Raw genomic sequence first — 18217 nt, 5'->3', positions numbered from 1 at the left:
TAATTTTTTGACAAATCAATCTTTAAAGTATTGAAATCGGATCAAATTTGATTTCCGGTAGTATTTTCTTCAACATTTCTCTAACCGTCTCTTCCATATTAGCATTTGTATTATCAACTGTAATAAAAGGTTTATCCGGTTGTTCAAATGGAGATGAGATCCCTGTAAAATTCTTAATTTCACCCTTACGAGCCTTTTTATATAACCCTTTAGGATCTCTTTGTTCACAAACCTCCAATGGAGTATTAACAAACACTTCAAGAAAGTCTTCATCACCAATTATTTCACGCGCTAATGAACGCATTTTATTGGTTGGACTTATGAATGCACAAATTAAAATAATACCACAATTCATAAATAACTTGGAAACTTCAGCTATTCTCCGGATATTTTCTAATCGATCTTCCTCAGTAAAAATTAAATTTTTATTAATCCCTGATCGAACATTATCTCCATCTAGTATCTGACAGAAATAATTTAGCTCAAATAATTGTTCTTCCAACAAGCTGGCTAAAGTTGTTTTACCCGATCCAGAAAGACCTGTAAACCAAATGACTTTCCCCTTTTGTTTTAGATAGATCTCTTTGGCTTGCCTGTCTTTTATTTTATCAAACGTAGTGTATATGTGGTTATCCATAATTGTAAGTATATTCTTCTTTACCATAATTAATACCTAGACTAACATAATTACTATCCAATAGTCAACTCAACAAAAAATCGATTATTCTATCCATTTAGTTTTAACTTCTGCCAATAATGTTTTTCCATAAACAATTCCAATGCCACTAGCTCCACCAAGAAAAACAAAAACTACCATTATCAACCCTCTTTTTGGTGCAGCCTTTTCATTCGGCACTGTCACTTTCTGAATAGTATTAAATGTCGGAGTATCTTCTGTTACCTTAATCTTTGCTTGCTCAAGTTGCTTGGCTAATTCATTGTAGATATTAAATTTCAATTGGTAATCTGAAGACAACCTTTCATACTGGGCTTTTATATATGCTGAAGTAATATTTTTATTCTGATCGGTATATTTAGCTAATTCTTCCTGAGCCAGATAAAACTCTTTTTCCTTCTCAGCAAATCGTTCTACTACAAAATTCAAATCTTTTTGAGCGTTGCTGATTTTATAATCCGTGACATACTTTTGCAATAAATCCTGGGCACTTTTAGCTACCTGGGCAGCTGAATAAGCTTCCGGCATTTTTGCAGAGATACTTACATATCCAACTTTATCATCTACCTCTAAACTTAGAATATCCCCAATTAATTGTTTGATTTTATATTCATCCTCTGTTAACGTTTCGACACCTATCTCAATTTCACCACCTAATTCTGATTCTTTTTTAGGTAAAATCGCATTTTTAATAACTCCCGGTAATCCTATGGTATATTTCTTTATACTACTAACAACTGAAGGTGATTTTATTTCTTTAAAATATTCAAAAAAAGATACTTCTTGTTCAATATCAGAAACCTTTATTTTTGTTGCCATTAGTTCTTTACAGAAAGAAGTTCCTGCAATTACTTGAGGATAGATAGCAGGAGAGATCTCTGCACTTTGCCCGCCACTTCCTAAGCTAATTCCGGCCATTGCAGCCAAGCCACTTAAGCTACCACCTGAAGCTTTGGCATCAGATACCTGAGGCACAAAAATACAACTGGCAACATACTCTTTGGGTGAGAAGATTGCAACAAACAAACCTATAATAGTAAAAACTATAACTGATTTAATAATGATTCTACGTCCATCCCATATAGTCTTAGCAATGGCAATTAAGTCAATTTCATCATCTTCTATTTCGGGGGATATATGTTTTTGTTCCATGGTTTTATATTAGTTTGTTAGTTATTGAGGCAGAAGGTAGAAGTTTGGTATGTTGGTACTCATTTTTAGTATTAAAACCTCTCCTCTGATCCTCTCCTTGAGGAGAGGAAGCCATTCTCATCACTAATTCCTCGTCCAAACTATCCTCAATACTTGCTTGAGTTTGACTTCTACTCTTCTTAGGAGAGGGTTGGGATGAGGTTGTTATATTTTATCTATGGAACGGTTCTTTATCTACATTAAGTTTATAAAGAACCGTTCCCTATCACTATTTTATTTTAAAATATTAGCTAATGAGGTAATACTAATCGCCAAACCGGTAATAGCAGAACCAATTGCTACCCATTGCCCAACGCCCACATTTGATTCAGGTCGCTGTGGCACCATTATCTCACTGCCGGGTTCAACTTTAGGATAACGTTTGAATAAAACATAGTTTTTTGTAGTTTTTGAGATACCATTGGCACTTACTACATAGACGCTACTTCTTTTAGGTCTGATATCAAATCCACCAGCCTGTTTTATAAAGAATTTAGCCCTTTTACCATTTTTATAGGTCATGGAGATAGGGTTCATCACGTTACCGGAAATCTTAACTGTTCTAATTTCTCTTGGTATATAAATTTTATCACCTGCTGCCAGTAATAAGTCATCTGAACTACCCGGATTATTTAAAATTTTATCCAGTCTGATACCCACTTGTTCATGCTGTTCCATTTCTAGGCCTAACAATGAATCTCTTTCAATCATCAATTGACGTTGAACTCTTTCTTGCTCTGTAAGTTTAACTTCACGTTGAAGCATAGCTCCTTTAGAATAAGCGAGAGGTGTTAATCCTCCACTTCTGTTAATCAAATCAGAGATTCGTTCCTTTCTGTTATCCAAACTATAGGTTCCTGTTCGCATTACCTCTCCTGTAATGATAACACTACCACCTTCACGAATACCAGGTGCTTTTCTTACATTAATTACATCATAGGGTTCTATTTTAAAATCCTGATCCGCATCAGAAAGTTGCAGATCTCTACTTACATTAAATGTAAATATATGCCCCAATTGATTGGTATATTCTTGTCCCTCGTCAAAAGAAAGACGACGGGATATTTCAATTTCATTAATATCTGCATCATTTTGAAAACCACCAGTTATAAAAATTACATCCGCTAATGTCATATTAGAAGCAAAAGGCAGCTCACCAGGATTATTCACAAATCCTTTAACAGTAATAAGCTCCTCTTCTTTCATATCCTGAACACTTCTGATGGTTACTTCATCTTCTCTTTGTAGCTGAGTATTCCAACTTCCTTCAAGAACATCATTTAATCTAAAGGAGATATTTTGATATGATCCATCTTCATTTAGACGTGTAATAATGCCTCTTTGCATATATACTTCAGGTATAAAACCTTCCGCTTTATCGATCAGGTCTGTTAACATCATACCCTCAGATAATTCATAGCTACCGGGGCGAAATACTGCACCTGATATGGTAACTCTATTCTCATATCTATTCAATAATTGACCCGATATTATTTCATCTCCATTTTCCAGGATAAAGCTATCAAAATCAGCTTTGGCCACATCCTTGTACTTTAACTCGCTATCGGTCTTTCTGATTACTGTTAGATTTTTTTGAAAGGCATTGTTCTCAAATCCTCCAGCCAATTCAATTATATCCGCAATAGTTGTTTCTTCTAATGTTTCGAAATAACCGCTTCGTTTAAACGATCCGGACAAATGAACTTTACTTCTGTAACTCGGCACATAAATAATATCATTTTCCTTCAGGTTAAGATTATCAATAACTTCTCCTCTAAGAAGAAACTCATAAACATCAATTGTTTCGATACTTTTTCCATCACGAAGGATCTGAATGCTGCGAAATGATCCATTTCTATTGGGGCCACCTGAGAGATATAATACATTGTAGGCTGCGGCAGTTGCAGGAACCGTATAAGTACCCGGTACATTCACTTCCCCAACAACATTTACTTTTATTGAGCGTAATGCTCCCAAACTGACTTCGGCATAAGTATTAGGATTTTGACCTTTCATCCCCTGATAAATACCAGTTAAATGCTTTTCTATTTTTTTAGAAACTGATTCAAACGTCTGTCCAAATACGTTTACAGGACCAATATCCGGTATATTAATAGTTCCTTCTTTACTAACTTGCAACTGATAAGTAGCTTGCGAAGCACCCCAAACAGTAATCACCACTTCATCCCCAATACCTAATATATAGTTCTTAGGAGTAGGAATATTAACAGATGGTTCAAAGGTTAAATTCTTTGTATTAAACAGACTATAACCAAAAGTCTCATCCGCATCATTCAATTCAAATGATTGTTTCTTAGATAACGAGTTACCTTTCGTACTATCATCATTTATCGTTTGATAGTTAGCACCCCCGTTTGTTGAACCAATGCCTACACTTCCATTACGTGCTTGTCGAATGCGCTGCATTACTTCATTTATCTGAGCAGAAGATGCTCCCTTCATCCTTGCTACTGCAATGGCTTCTTCATCAGAAAGTCCTCTTTTCTCAATCTCATTTACAATTTGATTGATTTGACTATCAGAAAGTTCTTTTACATTTACACTTGAAGGATCAATTTGTTGCGCTCTTACAACATTGCCTAACGAACATATTACAGTTACAAATACTATTAAAAAATACTTCATTTGAATTTTGTTTTCAAAAAACGCTTGAATCTATTCTAAATCTATGGATTTTCGATCTATTTTTTTTGCTTTCTCACACAGCTTCGCCACCTTAGTCACATAAATGTGACTAAATAATACGTGAAAACACAAATATCGCTGCGTAAATGCCGCAAAAATATGCTTAAAATTTATATTTTGTATTGTTTTAGATTAAAAATTTGAACGTTTAACCCTTTTTTACATTATCACGTAATTCCACCAACACTCTCTCATTTTAAACGCATCTTTTGAAAGTCGATATAATCATAATTCAGTATGATGATCTGTACGCATTATTCAATATTTTGGTTGCAAATAAAAACATAGATCTATTTTAAATTAGATACTACAAGATTGATTAAAAATCAATACAACTACACTTTTTTTAATAAAAAAGCCTCTCCAATTACTGAAGAGGCTCGTAAGTTCGTGATTTCTAACTTTTAATTCTCATTGAATTTTTTCAATCCATCTAGCAACCAATTTTTATATCGCTCAACATCCGGATCGTATGCAACTGGTTTATTTAATGTATTTTCTTCTTCATCAACAATTACATAGTATGGTTGTCCTTGCTGCTGATAACGCTCAAATTGAAACTCAGCCCATTTCTGTCCAACTGTTCTTATTTTTTTACCTGTAACTTCAGATACATATACTTCATCTAATTTCTTTCTGTCATCAACATACAGAGAAACTAATATATAATCATTGGTAAGTATTGACTTAACAGACTGATTTGACCATACAGCATCCTCCATCTTCCGGCAATTAGTACATCCTAAACCGGTAAAATCGAGCAACATAGGCTTATTGACTTTTTTTGAGTATGCCAAAGCTGTTTCGTAATCATCAAAAGCCGGTATCCCCTGAGGTCCGGGATGCATACCTTCTGGTAAACCGAATGCATGAGAGTCAGCACCAGTAATAATACCCGGAGTTTCGTTACCAACGCCATAAGGCGATTCTGCATAATTCTTTGGAGGAGGAAAACCACTAATCAAACTAACCGGCGCACCCCATAAACCAGGAATTAGATAGATAGTAAAACTAAATACAACCAACGCCATCATAAAACGTGATACCGGCACATGATTCATTGGTGAATCGTGTGGCAATTTTATTTTCCCCATTAAATAGAATCCCATGGCAGCAAAAATAGCAATCCAGATGGCTATAAAAACCTCACGTTCCAGAATGTGCCATCCCATCGTCATATCGGCAATCGATAAAAACTTGAATGCAAATGCTAATTCAAGAAAACCCAGTATAACTTTAACTGAATTCAACCAGCCGCCAGACTTAGGAAGAGAATTTAAATAACCCGGGAAGGCTGCAAATAAAGCAAACGGCAACGCCAATGCTAAAGAAAATCCAAGCATACCAATAATTGGTCCCATATAACCACCGGTGGCAGCTTTGACCAGCAATGATCCAACTATAGGACCGGTACAGCTAAATGAAACTAAAGCCAATGTAAAAGCCATAAAGAAAATACCTATTATACCTCCTTTGTCTTCATTTTTTGTAGTGAAGTTCACCCAGGAACTAGGCATAACTATTTCGAAGGCTCCAAAGAAAGAAGCCGCAAATACAACCAGCAACAAGAAAAAGAACAGATTAAACCACACATTGGTAGACAAGGCATTTAAGGCACTCGCTCCAAAAATGGCCGAAACAGCAACTCCTAAAATCACATAGATAGCAATAATAGAAAGTCCATAAGTGATAGCATTTCTGATACCGGCAGCTTTCGTGGCACTTTGCTTAGTAAAAAAACTAACGGTCATAGGTATCATTGGAAAAACACATGGAGTTAATAAAGCAGCCAAACCACCACCAAATGCCAATAGAAATATTGCCCAATACGATTCTTCTTCCTCTTCAGTGGTTGCCATTGATTCTTCTGCCTCAGCAGCATCTTGAGATTGGACCGTTTCTTTACTATTAGTTTGTCCTACCTGAAGTTCGAAATCAACCATCTCGGGAGGCATGCAAGTTTCGTCGTTACATATCATTGACTCAACATATCCCTTTATCAGAACATTATTTTGTTCTTTTAATTGAACAACACGAGAAAACTTCACATTACCTTCAAACCATTGCATTTCTGCACCAAAGGTTTCATCATAGTGTTTTGTTGGTTCAGGTGATTCATTAATACCATCTAAAATGGTATAAGCATCACTTTCCTCAATTTCAATATAGGTTGGAATAGCGGTACCTTCAGGCAAAACAGATGAATACACATGCCACCCATTATCAACGGTTGCTTCGCAAATTACCTCCACCTTATTATCTTCCAACATTTTAGTTGAAAACTGCCAAGAAATATGTTGCTCCATCTGCGCAAGTAGACCACTTACAACAGTCAACATCATTACCAATGTTAAAAATGTTCTTCTCATATTTTTATATGTGCTTATTTTTCTTTCAATTCCTTATAATCAAATCTAAACCTTCTAAACATATAACACCAAAAACTACAAATTTCTTGCCATTATATTTACATTTCTATATGTGTGTATGTGTTTCGATTCATTTAAACAAAATTACTGATACACACAAAAGCGTTCTTTAGCATTGAAAAACAAAGATATCACTTTGAATGCTTTAAAAATAAGAATTTTATCAATCCCATTAATGACACCAGAATTCTTTAGACAAGGTTAACATGTTATAATTAAGACACCAAAGAGAATAAAAAGGGTGAATGCATTAACAATATTTTAACATGATTTATATCACTGCCAAATATTCAGTAGAGTATTATATTGATACAATTCCTGATATTCTGTCTGGTTTCAAGTTTTTCGCAGAAAAAATGGCACAAAAAAAGGTTGACCTAAGAAAGGTCAACCTCGTTATCTTCATTATCTACAATCTTGTATTCCAAAAAGCCTAGAGAGTCGGAAGGAAACACCTTTAATCCATGCGTATATTTAAATTTCCATCTTAATACTGTTGACGGAAAACCTCTTTTAAGGTAAGCATACACCATGGGGTGAACCTTCAGGATCAACTTTTTCATTTTAAGTGCTTGCACAGCTTTTTTAACAGCATCTTCTAATACTTTTGGCCAAAAAATAGAAGGCTGAATAGTTCCTTTACCATTACAGGTAGGACACCCTTCTGTTGTTTGAATATGCATTTCAGGTCTTACACGTTGGCGGGTAATCTGCATCAAGCCAAATTTACTTAATGGTAAAATATTGTGCTTGGTTCGATCAGACGCCATGGCCTGTTTCATTTTTTCGAAAACCTTCTGACGGTTTTCATTATTCTGCATATCAATAAAGTCAACAACAATAATTCCACCCATATCTCTCAACCTCAACTGACGAGCAATTTCGTCAGCGGCTGCCAGATTTACCTCAAGAGCATTATTCTCTTGATTGGAGGCAGATTTTGAACGGTTTCCACTATTAACATCAATTACATGAAGGGCTTCGGTATGTTCTATAATAAGGTACGCACCGCTTTTAAACGATACTGTTGTTCCGAACAAGGCCTTTATTTGACGATGAATTTGAAACTGGTCAAAAATAGGCGCTCCACCCTTATAGTGCTTTACAATTTTTTGCCGATCGGGGGCTATTAACCCCACATAATTTTTTATTTCACTGCAGACCCCTTCATCATTTACAAAAATTGAATTAAATGATGGGTTAAGAATATCTCTTAACAAAGCAGAGGTTCTGCCAATTTCACCAATAACCAGCCCTGGTGCTTTTACGTCTTTTATTTTGGCGGTATTTTCTTCCCACCTTTTTACTAATGTACGTAATTCTTTATCCAGTTCGGCAGCCTGTTTTCCTTCAGCAACGGTGCGAATTATAACTCCAAAGTTTTTGGACTTAATACTCGTAACTAGATGCTTGAGGCGATTTCTTTCTTCTGCTGAAGAAATTTTTTGGCTTACCGACACTTTGTCGGAGAAGGGTAATAGTACCAGGTTTCTTCCTGCTATTGATAGTTCTGATGTTAAACGTGGCCCTTTTGTTGAAATGGGCTCCTTGGCCACCTGGACCAAAACATTTTGTCCTGCTGTTAAAACTTCCGGAATGGTACCATTTTTATTAATGTCCTGTTCCGGTTTAAGCTTGTGCAATGCAACTACTCCTTTTTTATTGGAAGCAATATTCAAAAATTTCTGTAGGGAACGAAATTGTGGTCCAAGATCTAGATAATGTAAAAAGGCATCCTTTTCATATCCTACATCAATAAATGCTGCATTCAAACCGGGCATAATTTTCTTTACTCTACCCAGATAAATATCTCCAACAGCAAACTGAACATTACTTTTCTCCTTACGGAGTTCTACCAAACGCTTATCTTCCAATAAAGCCATTGAAAGATGCTCAGGAGTAACATCTACAAACAGTTCTGCATTCACTATATGATCGCAATTTATTTCAAAGATCGTTGTATATAAATACAAACAACAAACAGAAAGTGTAACACTTTCTGTTTGCTAATTTTTTAGACTAAAGAAAATTATTTCTTCTTCTTATGACGATTTTTTCTTAGTCTCTTTTTACGCTTATGCGTAGCCATCTTATGTCTTTTACGCTTTTTTCCACTTGGCATGGCTGTACGTTTTAATTGGTTATACTTACTTTACGTTATTCTTCACTTTAGTCACGAAGCTTTTTGAAGGCTTGAATGATGGGATAAAGTGTTCTGGAATGATAATAGTAGTATTTTTAGAAATATTACGTGCAGTTTTTTCTGCTCTTTTCTTCACTACGAAAGACCCAAAACCTCTCAAATACACATTTTTACCTTTTACCAATGAACCTTTAATAGTGTCCATGAAGGCTTCTACAGTCTTCTGAACAGTAACCTTCTCGATTCCAGTATTTTTCGAAATTTCGTTTACAATATCAGCCTTTGTCATTTTCTCTTAAAATTATTTAATTATCAATTATTTACAGCTAATTCTCTAAAATTCAGATTGCAAAGATAAATGAAATCTCAATAAAAAAAAACAAAACCATTATTTTTGCTTAAAATTTTAATAATGACTGATTTCGGAACCCGCTTGCTAGAATGGTATCATAACAATTACAGAAGCCTTCCCTGGCGCCAAACCACTGACCCTTATAAAATTTGGATATCTGAAATCATTCTTCAGCAAACACGTGTTGCACAAGGAATGGATTACTACCATCGTTTTATTGACAATTTCCCTAACGTACAATCTCTTGCAGCCGCTAAAGAGGATCAGGTATTACGTTTATGGCAAGGTTTGGGATATTACTCTCGAGCTCGCAATTTACATTATGCAGCTAAAACAATTGTTGAAAAACACAATGCCAAATTTCCAAACACATATAAAGAGATACTACAATTAAAAGGAGTAGGACCATATACAGCTGCTGCTATAGCTTCGTTTGCTTTCAAACTTCCCTATGCTGTTTTAGATGGTAATGTTTATCGTTTCCTGGCTCGATTAAAAGGGATTGACACACCTATTGATTCAAATGAAGGCAAAAAACGATTTACAGAATTGGCCAATGTATTATTAAATAAAAAAGATCCGGCCCATCATAATCAAGCCATGATGGAGATGGGAGCCATCATTTGCAAGGCTCAATCACCCGAGTGCGATCAATGCCCGTTTCAATCCAATTGTGCTGCTTTTCAAACCGGCCAAATAAACTTCTTGCCTGTAAAAAGTAAGAAAATTCTACAACGTCATCGTTACTTTCACTACTTTCTTGTACATCCAGAGAAAGACAATGTGCTAATCCAGCAACGCAACGCAAAAGACATTTGGCAAAACCTATATCAGCTACCATTATTGGAAGCCGACAAAAAGTTATCGGTTAATCACTTAAAGAAAACAACGAATGCAGAAGTTAAACTACTCAAAGAAACCAAACATATTTTAAGTCATCAGGTTATTCATTCTCGCTTTTTCAGTACGTCAGTTCAGGCCCTAACCAAATTAGGAATTGATAACTACCAAAAAATTAAAACTCAAAATTGCATTGAATATGCTTTTCCTCAGTTGGTTGTAAACTTTTTTAACGAACAGCAAATGCCTGGTTACAAAAATGAGTAGCGTTTGTTTTAAAATGAAAGTTTTGTACTTTTAAATTCTAAAATTTAATAAATATATAATGTCGGTTAACAAAGTAATTTTAGTAGGCAACGTAGGTAAAGATCCGGAAGTCAGACATTTTGAAGACGATGGTGCAGTTGCCAATTTCCCTGTTGCAACTTCAGAACGAGGCTACACAACACGAAACGGACAAGAAATTCCGGAGCGTACAGAGTGGCATAATGTGGTTGCATGGAGAGGTTTGGCTAAAATCGTTGAGAACTATGTAAAAAAAGGAACTCAGGTTTATATTGAAGGTAAACTTAGGACAAGATCGTGGGACGACAAAGACGGTAATAAGAGATATACAACTGAAGTTTACGCTGATAACCTACAATTATTAGGCCGACGCGGCGATAATCCAGGTAGTTCTGCTCCAGGCAGCAGTCAACAGCCTTCTTCTCCGCAATCACAGCCGATCTCTGCTCCTCCTCAAAACGATGACTTTTTGAAGGAAGATGAAACCGATGATCTGCCATTTTAGTTCTATTTAAATTATTATTGATTGGAAGCAGATAGTATTCCCCTGATAATGCAGGCAAGCGCAGGCGTGCACTTTTTACCTTTAACGGTAGGTACTGCGTTTGCCATCATCTTAAATCTCTTTTTTCTTTTGTCTTCAGGACTCATCTCAGGATCCGAGGTTGCTTATTTTTCTCTAGAACCTATTGATCTGGATAAATTAAAAGAGAAAAAATCGAGAAAGAACAAACTAATACTGGAACACTTAGTGGACAAAGAAACTTTATTGGCCACTATTTTAATTGGTAATAACTTTGTTAATGTAGCTATTGTTATACTAACGTCGTATATAACCAGTCAGTTAATTGTCTTTAACGGCAATACCCTCATTCAAATTATTATTGAAATTGTTTTTATTACTTCAATAATATTGTTTTTTGGTGAGATTCTTCCTAAGGTATATGCATCAAAATCACCTGTTACTTTTGCCGGATTAATGGCTTTTCCTTTATGGGTCTTAACAAAAATACTTAGTCCACTTAGTTTCTTATTAACGAAATCAACAGGTTTTGTTAATCGCAGGCTTACCCGAAGATTAAAGAATCTTTCGATGGATGATATTTCTCATGCTTTGGAGTTAACAGGTAATGACATAACAGACGAAAAGGAGATTCTGGAAGGCATCGTTAAGTTTGGTAACATCAATGTGGTTGAAATTATGACGGCCCGTGTAGATGTGATTGATGTGGAAATTAAGAGCGAATTTAGCAAAGTACTTCAAACCATTATTGATTCAGGTTATTCGCGCATACCTGTTTTTGAGGATACGCCTGACAATGTTAAAGGTATATTATATGTAAAAGATTTGCTTTCGCATTTAGATAATGACAACACCTTTGAATGGCAAAGTCTGATTCGGGAAGCTTATTACGTGCCCGAAACCAAGATGCTAAATGATCTGCTGGAAGAATTCCAGGCCAAGAAAATTCATATGGCTATTGTGGTTGATGAATATGGAGGCACATCAGGAATTGCTACTTTAGAGGATATCCTGGAAGAGATTGTTGGAGATATCAACGATGAGCTGGACGATGAAGAGGATTTTTATACTATTCTTCCTGATGGAACCTATAGCTTTGAAGGGAAAACACAAATCAACGATTTCCATAAAGTCACTGATACAGATGAAGAATATTTCAATGAGGTAAGAGGTGAAGCCGAAACGCTGGCCGGACTAATATTGGAATTAAAAGGTGAGATTCCTCAAAAAAACGAAAAAATTACTTATAAGAATTTCATCTTCACAGTAATATCCGTTGACAACCGCAGAATTAAAAGATTGAAATTTGAGTTGAAAAAGGAGAAGAAGAAATGAGAAAAAACTGGATAGATTCACTTAAATTATCAGTTGTGCTAATGTTGTTTATAGCAACTATGTTATCATGCAGAGGACATCAGTCACCTAAACCGAGAGGATACTTTCGAATTGAGTTTCCTGAACATAGCTATCAGCAGTTCGATACCACTTTCCCGTATAGATTTGAATACCCAAAGTATTCGAAGATTGTTATGGACACATTACCTGGTGCGGAAGCCTATTGGTGCAACATTGCATTCCCATCGTTAAACGGACAAATTCATTTAAGCTACAAAACAGTTGGCGATCAGTTTTACGAACTTTTGGAAGACAGCCGTAATTTGGCTTACAAACACTCCATAAAAGCGGATGCTATTAACGAACGATTCTTTGAAAATCCTGACAAACAGGTTATGGGTATTTTGTATGAAATCAAAGGTAATGCAGCTTCACCATTTCAGTTTTTTGTAACGGATAGCACCGAACATTTTTTACGTGGCTCATTATATTTTAATACGGTGCCCAATAAAGATTCATTGGCTCCGGTGATTGAGTTTGTAAAAGCAGATATTGAGCACATTATTGAGAGTATTGAATGGAAATAAGATTGTAATGCCGCTTGAAAGAATCATAGAAAAATCTGAAAAAGAAAAGGTTGCAATCTGGCATTTAACTGAATCTCTGGATGATTTATTGCAGTTGATTAACTTATCGAAAAAAGATCAGGAAACTCTGAAAGAATTTCGTTTGGATAAAAGAAAACAAGAGTGGATCTGTTCAAGAATTCTGATTCAGCACTTATTAGGTGAATATCCTCAAATAGAATATACGGATAACGGCAAACCCTTTCTTTCGAATCAATCAAATCATATCAGTATTTCTCATGCTTCGGGCTATGTAGCAGTTAGCATTTCTGATTTCCCTACAGCCCTAGATATTGAAATTTGCTCACCTCGCGTTGAAAAAGCAGCCTCCAGATTTGTTCATACTGACGAATGGCTGTTTATTACTGATGAGGAACGAGTAAATTTTCTTACCTTGATTTGGTCAGCCAAAGAGACATTGTATAAGTACTTTGATGAATGGGGCGTGGTTTTTAAAGAACATTTCAGAATAAAATCATTTGAAATTTCTTCAAAGGGTCAGTTTAAATCACATTGCAAGTATAAACAACACAACAAAGATCTGGTTCTCGATTATGAGATTACTCCCAATTACGCGCTGGTCTATCATTTAAATGACTAAAATGATTTATAAACAGATATCAGAAAACCATAAGCAAAATATAAAACAATTAGCGTTGTTAATCGATCCGGATAAGTTCAGTGATGAGCAAATGCGATCTTTATCCGAAATATTAGAGCGAGTAACTCCTGACTTATTGTTGGTTGGAGGCAGCCTTGTCAGTACTGATACTTTTACTTTTATTGAACAGCTTAAAAAGCATATAAACCTTCCGGTAGTTCTTTATCCTGGCTCTTCAACCCAATATGCATCCAATGTAGATGCCATTTTATTTTTATCATTGTTATCCGGTCGTAATTCTGAATATCTAATCAGTCATCATGTGGCAAGTGCCCCATTGATTAAAGCTAATAATACCGAGGTCATCTCAACAGGCTATTTACTGATTGATGGAGGCTGCACAACATCTGTTCAGTATATTAGCCAGACACAGCCCATACCTGCCAATAAAAATGACATTGCCATTGCCACTGCTTTGGCGGGGCAATTCCTTGGCATGAAACTTATATACATGGATGCCGGAAGCGGAGCTATTCAGCCCATACCGGCAAATATGATTTCGGCAGTGAAGCATCAATTAGATATACCACTAATGATAGGCGGCGGATTAAATACTGCAGCCAAAGTAAAAGACGCATGCTCAGCAGGTGCTGACATAATTGTTATTGGCAATGCCTTTGAAAAAGACCTTTCACTAATTGAAGAATTCAGCGATATAGTCAGGTCTTTTAATCAATAAGCTCCTAAATCAATCATTGGTTTTTCACCCATAACATGCTGCGATATCAATTTCCCTGTTATTGGAGCCAGACTCATTCCCATCATAGCATGCCCGGATGCCACAAATAGATTTTTGTATGATTTAAAGCCTCCAATGTATGGTATACCTGTGGGCGACAAGGGCCGTAGCCCTTCCCAAACAACTTGCTCTTTAGCTACCTTTGGTTTTATTGATGGTATTGCTGCACAGGTTTGATTTAACATGGATTGTATCCGTTGCATTCGTAATTCCCCTACTCTTCCTCCAAACTCCATTCCGCTGCCTAATCTTACCTTATTACCCAAAGGAGTTATTGCAACTTTAGCTTCAGATAATATTGCAGGAATCTTTAAAGGTAATTCAGCAGAAGGTAAATCAATGCTATAGCCTTTACCGGCAATTATTGGCAAAGAAATTCCAAGTGAGCGCACAAGGGCTGATGTTTGCACTCCGGTAGCCAAAATATAATCGTCAGCTTTATACTTCTTACTTCTTGTTTGAACACCATCAATTTTGCCTTTATTCACTATTATTTTTTCAGTCTTTGTTCCATAATGAAAAATAACTCCGGCTTCTTCAAGCCATGATTTCAACCATCTCATATGATGTTCAGGCGAAACATTTCCATCACTATCATAAAAAACCGCCCCTTTAATATCAACTTTAACATTAGGCTCCAAGGCAACAACTTCCGAAGCACTCATCATCTGCGTTTTAATGCCAAGGCTCTGTGCTTTTTCTGACAAATGACCTTCTTCATCCAATCCTTTTTGAGTAGTTGCCATCATCAATAATCCTTTATGATGATAGTTACTCTGTTGCCTCGAAATCTTATTCAACTCTTTGTATAACTTATGACTTTCAGCATTCAATTGATAAAGAATAGGAATCCCTTGATTTACCTTATTTTTATTCGCTGCCTGAATAAACCTAAAAAACCAACTTGCATTTTTTATATTTCTGGCCAAAGGAAGATAAACCGGACTTGTACGATCAAACATTAACTTAAGCCCCTGTTGCAACATAGCAGGCGAGGCCATAGGCAGAAAGTGACTGGGAACAATCAGACCACAATTTCCATAGGAACATCCACTTTCATCTTCACGCTCATTTGCGTCTATAACTTCTACTTCACACCCTCTCTCATTTAAATAATAAGCACAATGAAGACCGATTACTCCAGCTCCAATTATGAGTACCTTTTTTTTCATAGACTATAATTTACCAACTACCCTAAAACCAAAAGCATACGGATCATCTTCGTCATCAATAATAATGTGATTGTATCCGGTAATCTTTGCCCATCCTTCAATGCCCGGAACTATTGCGTCGAATTCTCCTATTTTCTGATCAGATTCTACTGTTCCAATAAACTGACTACCTATCACGCTTTCATGCAAAAAAGAAGAACCTACTTCCAGCCTTCCTTGCGAATACCATTGAGCCATCCGTGCAGAAGTACCCGTTCCGCATGGACACCGATCAATAGCTTTCTCACCGTAAAAGACCGCATTTCGGGCATCTGCCTCTTCACTCATCGTATTACCCGTCCACAGCACATGGCTTAAGCCACTAATCTTCTCGTTTTGTGGATGCACGAAACTATATTTCTCATTAAGTAACCGTCTAATCTCGCCGCTAAACGAGATTAATTCATCAGCACTGTAATGATGCATTCCAGAGAAATTTTCTTGCTCATCAACAATGGCGTAAAAATTACCTCCATAAGCTACATCTACGGTCAACTCACCCAAATCAGGACTAATAATGGTTAATCCTTTTTTATATAGAAAAGAAGGAACATTAATAATTTTAACTGAAATAACCTTTCCTTTATCATTCTGCTTATATTTTGCCAACACCAGACCAGCAGGAGTTTCTAACCTTAATTCACCTGGTGTATTTGGGGTGATTAAGCCTTCTTCAATAGCAATGGTGACCGTACCAATGGTGCCATGACCACACATAGGCAAACAACCACTGGTTTCGATAAACAAAATACCAGCATCGTTCTGAGGGTTTTCCGGCGGAAAGATGATACTGCCGGACATTTGTTCATGACCACGTGGCTCGAACATTAAACCAGTTCGTATCCAGTCATATTCATTTTGAAAATGCTCACGTTTTTCAAAAATGCTTTTCCCCTTTAAGTTAGGAACTCCACCTGCAACTACTCTAACAGGATTACCGCAGGTATGTCCGTCGATACAAAAAAATGATTTTCTCGCCATAAGCTTATGGTTATTAGGTTTAGAGAATTATTTAAATAGCATTTTTAGTCCAGCTATTATCAACTAATCGCCAAACATCAAGCGGATTGCTATTTTGCAATTCTTTGGGTAGTAATTGATCAGGAAAATCCTGATAGCACACTGGTCTTACAAATCGTTTGATTGCACCTACTCCAACTGATGTAAATCGCGAGTCACTGGATGCCGGAAACGGCCCTCCGTGTTGCATTGCAGCACCTACCTCTACACCTGTTGGCACTCCATTTAGCAATAACCTTCCGCATTTTTCAACCAACAAATCAATTAGCTCCTGATTCTTAGTTAATTCTTCATCTTTAGCCTGAAGAGTTGCTGTTAACTGCCCTTTTAAACTGGCAACAACATCTTTTACTTCTTTTGTATCATCACAAACAACAAGCAAGCTAAAAGGTCCAAAAACCTCTTCATGCAAATGTGGATTCTTCATGAAATCGGCAGCAGAAACCGTTGCTATGGCCGGACGCACAACATTCGGTTCAACCTCATCACCTTTGGCAATAGTAGTAACCGTTTCATGCGACATCACCTGATCGGCATTCACAAGATAGTTGCGTAATACACCAGGGCTGAACATTTGAGCCCCGGTTGCTTCATTTATATTATTCGACAAAGCATCAACAAACTCATTAAATCCTTCTGTTTTGATTGTAATCAATAACCCCGGGTTGGTACAAAACTGGCCGGCTCCCATATTTACAGAAGCAACCAATTTTGAGGCAATGTCTGAATAGTTATTTTTCAATGCATTCTCTAATATTACAACCGGATTTACACTGCCCATTTCAGCAAAAACAGGAATGGGCTCTTCCCGCTCAGAAGCTAGTTTAACCAATGCCAAACCTCCATTGCCCGAACCTGTAAATCCAACAGCTTTTGCCTTTGGGTGCTGTACCAAAAACTTTCCTGATTCAATTCCATCATCTTGCACCAGAGCAAAAACCCCATATGGTAAATCGTTCTTTTTAATAGCCTTTTGAATGGCCGAAGCAACCAGATCACTGGTCTTTGGATGTGCCGGATGACCTTTCACTACCACAGGATTACCTGCAGCTAAAGCAGAAGCAGTATCGCCACCTGCAACCGAAAAGGCCAATGGAAAATTACCAGCTCCAAAAACTACCACTGGTCCCATTGGAATAAGCATCTTTCTCAAATCGGGTTTAGGCAATGGCTCTCGATTGGCATCACCAATATCAATTACCGCCTCTTTCCACGATCCTTCTTCAACCAAATCAGCAAACTTATTTAATTGCCCTACCGTTCTTCCTCTTTCCCCAACCACTCTTGCTTCTGGTAAGTTCGTTTCTTCAATAACAGTTTGGATAAGCTCATCGCCCAGATTAACAATCTCCTCTCCTATATTTCGCAGAAATTGAGCTTTTTGCTTTCCGGAGATATGCTTATAAACTTCGAAAGCTTCAGCAGCTTCCATCATAACTTTATGAACACTTTCTTCAATAGCTTTCATAAATTAAACTTT

At 36.6% G+C, this 18217-nt stretch carries 15 protein-coding genes; 6 read left to right on the top strand and 9 right to left on the bottom strand.

The window, feature by feature from the left end; genetic code table 11:
* Positions 1–22: 22 nt before the first annotated feature.
* From cysC to KEM10_RS02315, 6 genes are all read right to left on the bottom strand, one after another.
* The gene (gene cysC / locus KEM10_RS02340) at positions 23–637 is read right to left on the bottom strand and encodes an adenylyl-sulfate kinase (protein WP_212212976.1); all 615 of its coding nucleotides are present in this window, start codon (positions 635–637) and stop codon (positions 23–25) included.
* Between the two features lie 84 nt (positions 638–721).
* Positions 722–1828, bottom strand: coding sequence for a Wzz/FepE/Etk N-terminal domain-containing protein (locus tag KEM10_RS02335; protein WP_212212974.1), 1107 nt, complete (start codon positions 1826–1828; stop codon positions 722–724).
* Positions 1829–2101: 273 nt separating this feature from the next.
* The gene (locus KEM10_RS02330; RefSeq protein ID WP_212212972.1) at positions 2102–4513 is read right to left on the bottom strand and encodes an SLBB domain-containing protein; all 2412 of its coding nucleotides are present in this window, start codon (positions 4511–4513) and stop codon (positions 2102–2104) included.
* Between the two features lie 464 nt (positions 4514–4977).
* Positions 4978–6942: a protein-disulfide reductase DsbD family protein gene (locus tag KEM10_RS02325; protein WP_212212968.1), complete on the bottom strand. Its 1965-nt coding sequence runs from the start codon at positions 6940–6942 to the stop codon at positions 4978–4980.
* Between the two features lie 437 nt (positions 6943–7379).
* On the bottom strand, positions 7380–8930 hold the full coding sequence (locus KEM10_RS02320; RefSeq protein WP_212212965.1) for an Rne/Rng family ribonuclease: 1551 nt from the start codon (positions 8928–8930) through the stop codon (positions 7380–7382).
* 219 nt (positions 8931–9149) lie between these two features.
* Entirely contained in the window at positions 9150–9434 is a 285-nt protein-coding gene (locus tag KEM10_RS02315; RefSeq protein WP_212212960.1) for an HU family DNA-binding protein, read from the bottom strand.
* Between the two features lie 123 nt (positions 9435–9557).
* On the opposite strand from KEM10_RS02315, the gene mutY reads away from it, so the two are divergent.
* Genes mutY through KEM10_RS02285 form a run of 6 tightly spaced genes read left to right on the top strand, consistent with a single transcriptional unit; the run spans position 9558 to position 14446 of the window.
* Entirely contained in the window at positions 9558–10604 is a 1047-nt protein-coding gene (gene mutY / locus KEM10_RS02310) for an A/G-specific adenine glycosylase (protein WP_212212957.1), read from the top strand.
* Positions 10605–10662: 58 nt separating this feature from the next.
* Positions 10663–11127 (top strand): single-stranded DNA-binding protein, encoded by a 465-nt coding sequence (locus KEM10_RS02305; RefSeq protein WP_212212955.1) that lies wholly within the window; start codon positions 10663–10665, stop codon positions 11125–11127.
* Positions 11128–11148: 21 nt separating this feature from the next.
* Positions 11149–12480 carry a gliding motility-associated protein GldE gene (gldE, locus tag KEM10_RS02300; RefSeq protein ID WP_244825482.1) on the top strand — a complete coding sequence of 444 codons (1332 nt, stop codon included), beginning with the start codon at positions 11149–11151 and terminating at the stop codon, positions 12478–12480.
* A complete protein-coding gene (gldD, locus tag KEM10_RS02295; RefSeq protein ID WP_212212952.1) occupies positions 12477–13067 on the top strand; it encodes a gliding motility lipoprotein GldD in 591 nt (196 codons plus the stop codon). Before gldE ends, gldD begins: the two co-directional genes overlap by 4 nt.
* Positions 13068–13074: 7 nt before the next feature.
* On the top strand, positions 13075–13707 hold the full coding sequence (locus KEM10_RS02290) for a 4'-phosphopantetheinyl transferase family protein (RefSeq protein ID WP_212212948.1): 633 nt from the start codon (positions 13075–13077) through the stop codon (positions 13705–13707).
* Position 13708: 1 nt separating this feature from the next.
* The gene (locus KEM10_RS02285) at positions 13709–14446 is read left to right on the top strand and encodes a geranylgeranylglyceryl/heptaprenylglyceryl phosphate synthase (protein ID WP_212212944.1); all 738 of its coding nucleotides are present in this window, start codon (positions 13709–13711) and stop codon (positions 14444–14446) included.
* Here KEM10_RS02285 and KEM10_RS02280 read toward each other — a convergent pair.
* Genes KEM10_RS02280 through KEM10_RS02270 form a run of 3 tightly spaced genes read right to left on the bottom strand, consistent with a single transcriptional unit; the run spans position 14440 to position 18205 of the window.
* Positions 14440–15678: an NAD(P)/FAD-dependent oxidoreductase gene (locus KEM10_RS02280; protein WP_212212941.1), complete on the bottom strand. Its 1239-nt coding sequence runs from the start codon at positions 15676–15678 to the stop codon at positions 14440–14442. The two genes, KEM10_RS02285 and KEM10_RS02280, sit on opposite strands and share 7 nt — an antisense overlap.
* Before the next feature lie 3 nt (positions 15679–15681).
* On the bottom strand, positions 15682–16698 hold the full coding sequence (locus tag KEM10_RS02275; protein ID WP_212212938.1) for a 4-hydroxyproline epimerase: 1017 nt from the start codon (positions 16696–16698) through the stop codon (positions 15682–15684).
* Positions 16699–16729: 31 nt separating this feature from the next.
* Positions 16730–18205, bottom strand: coding sequence for an aldehyde dehydrogenase (NADP(+)) (locus tag KEM10_RS02270; protein ID WP_212212935.1), 1476 nt, complete (start codon positions 18203–18205; stop codon positions 16730–16732).
* Positions 18206–18217: the final 12 nt, after the last annotated feature.

The sequence above is a fragment of the Carboxylicivirga linearis genome, assembly GCF_018271995.1.
In the GTDB taxonomy this organism is placed as follows: domain Bacteria; phylum Bacteroidota; class Bacteroidia; order Bacteroidales; family Marinilabiliaceae; genus Carboxylicivirga; species Carboxylicivirga linearis.
The sequence above is the reverse complement of the archived record's forward strand: the minus strand, read 5'-3'. Positions and strand labels throughout refer to the sequence as shown.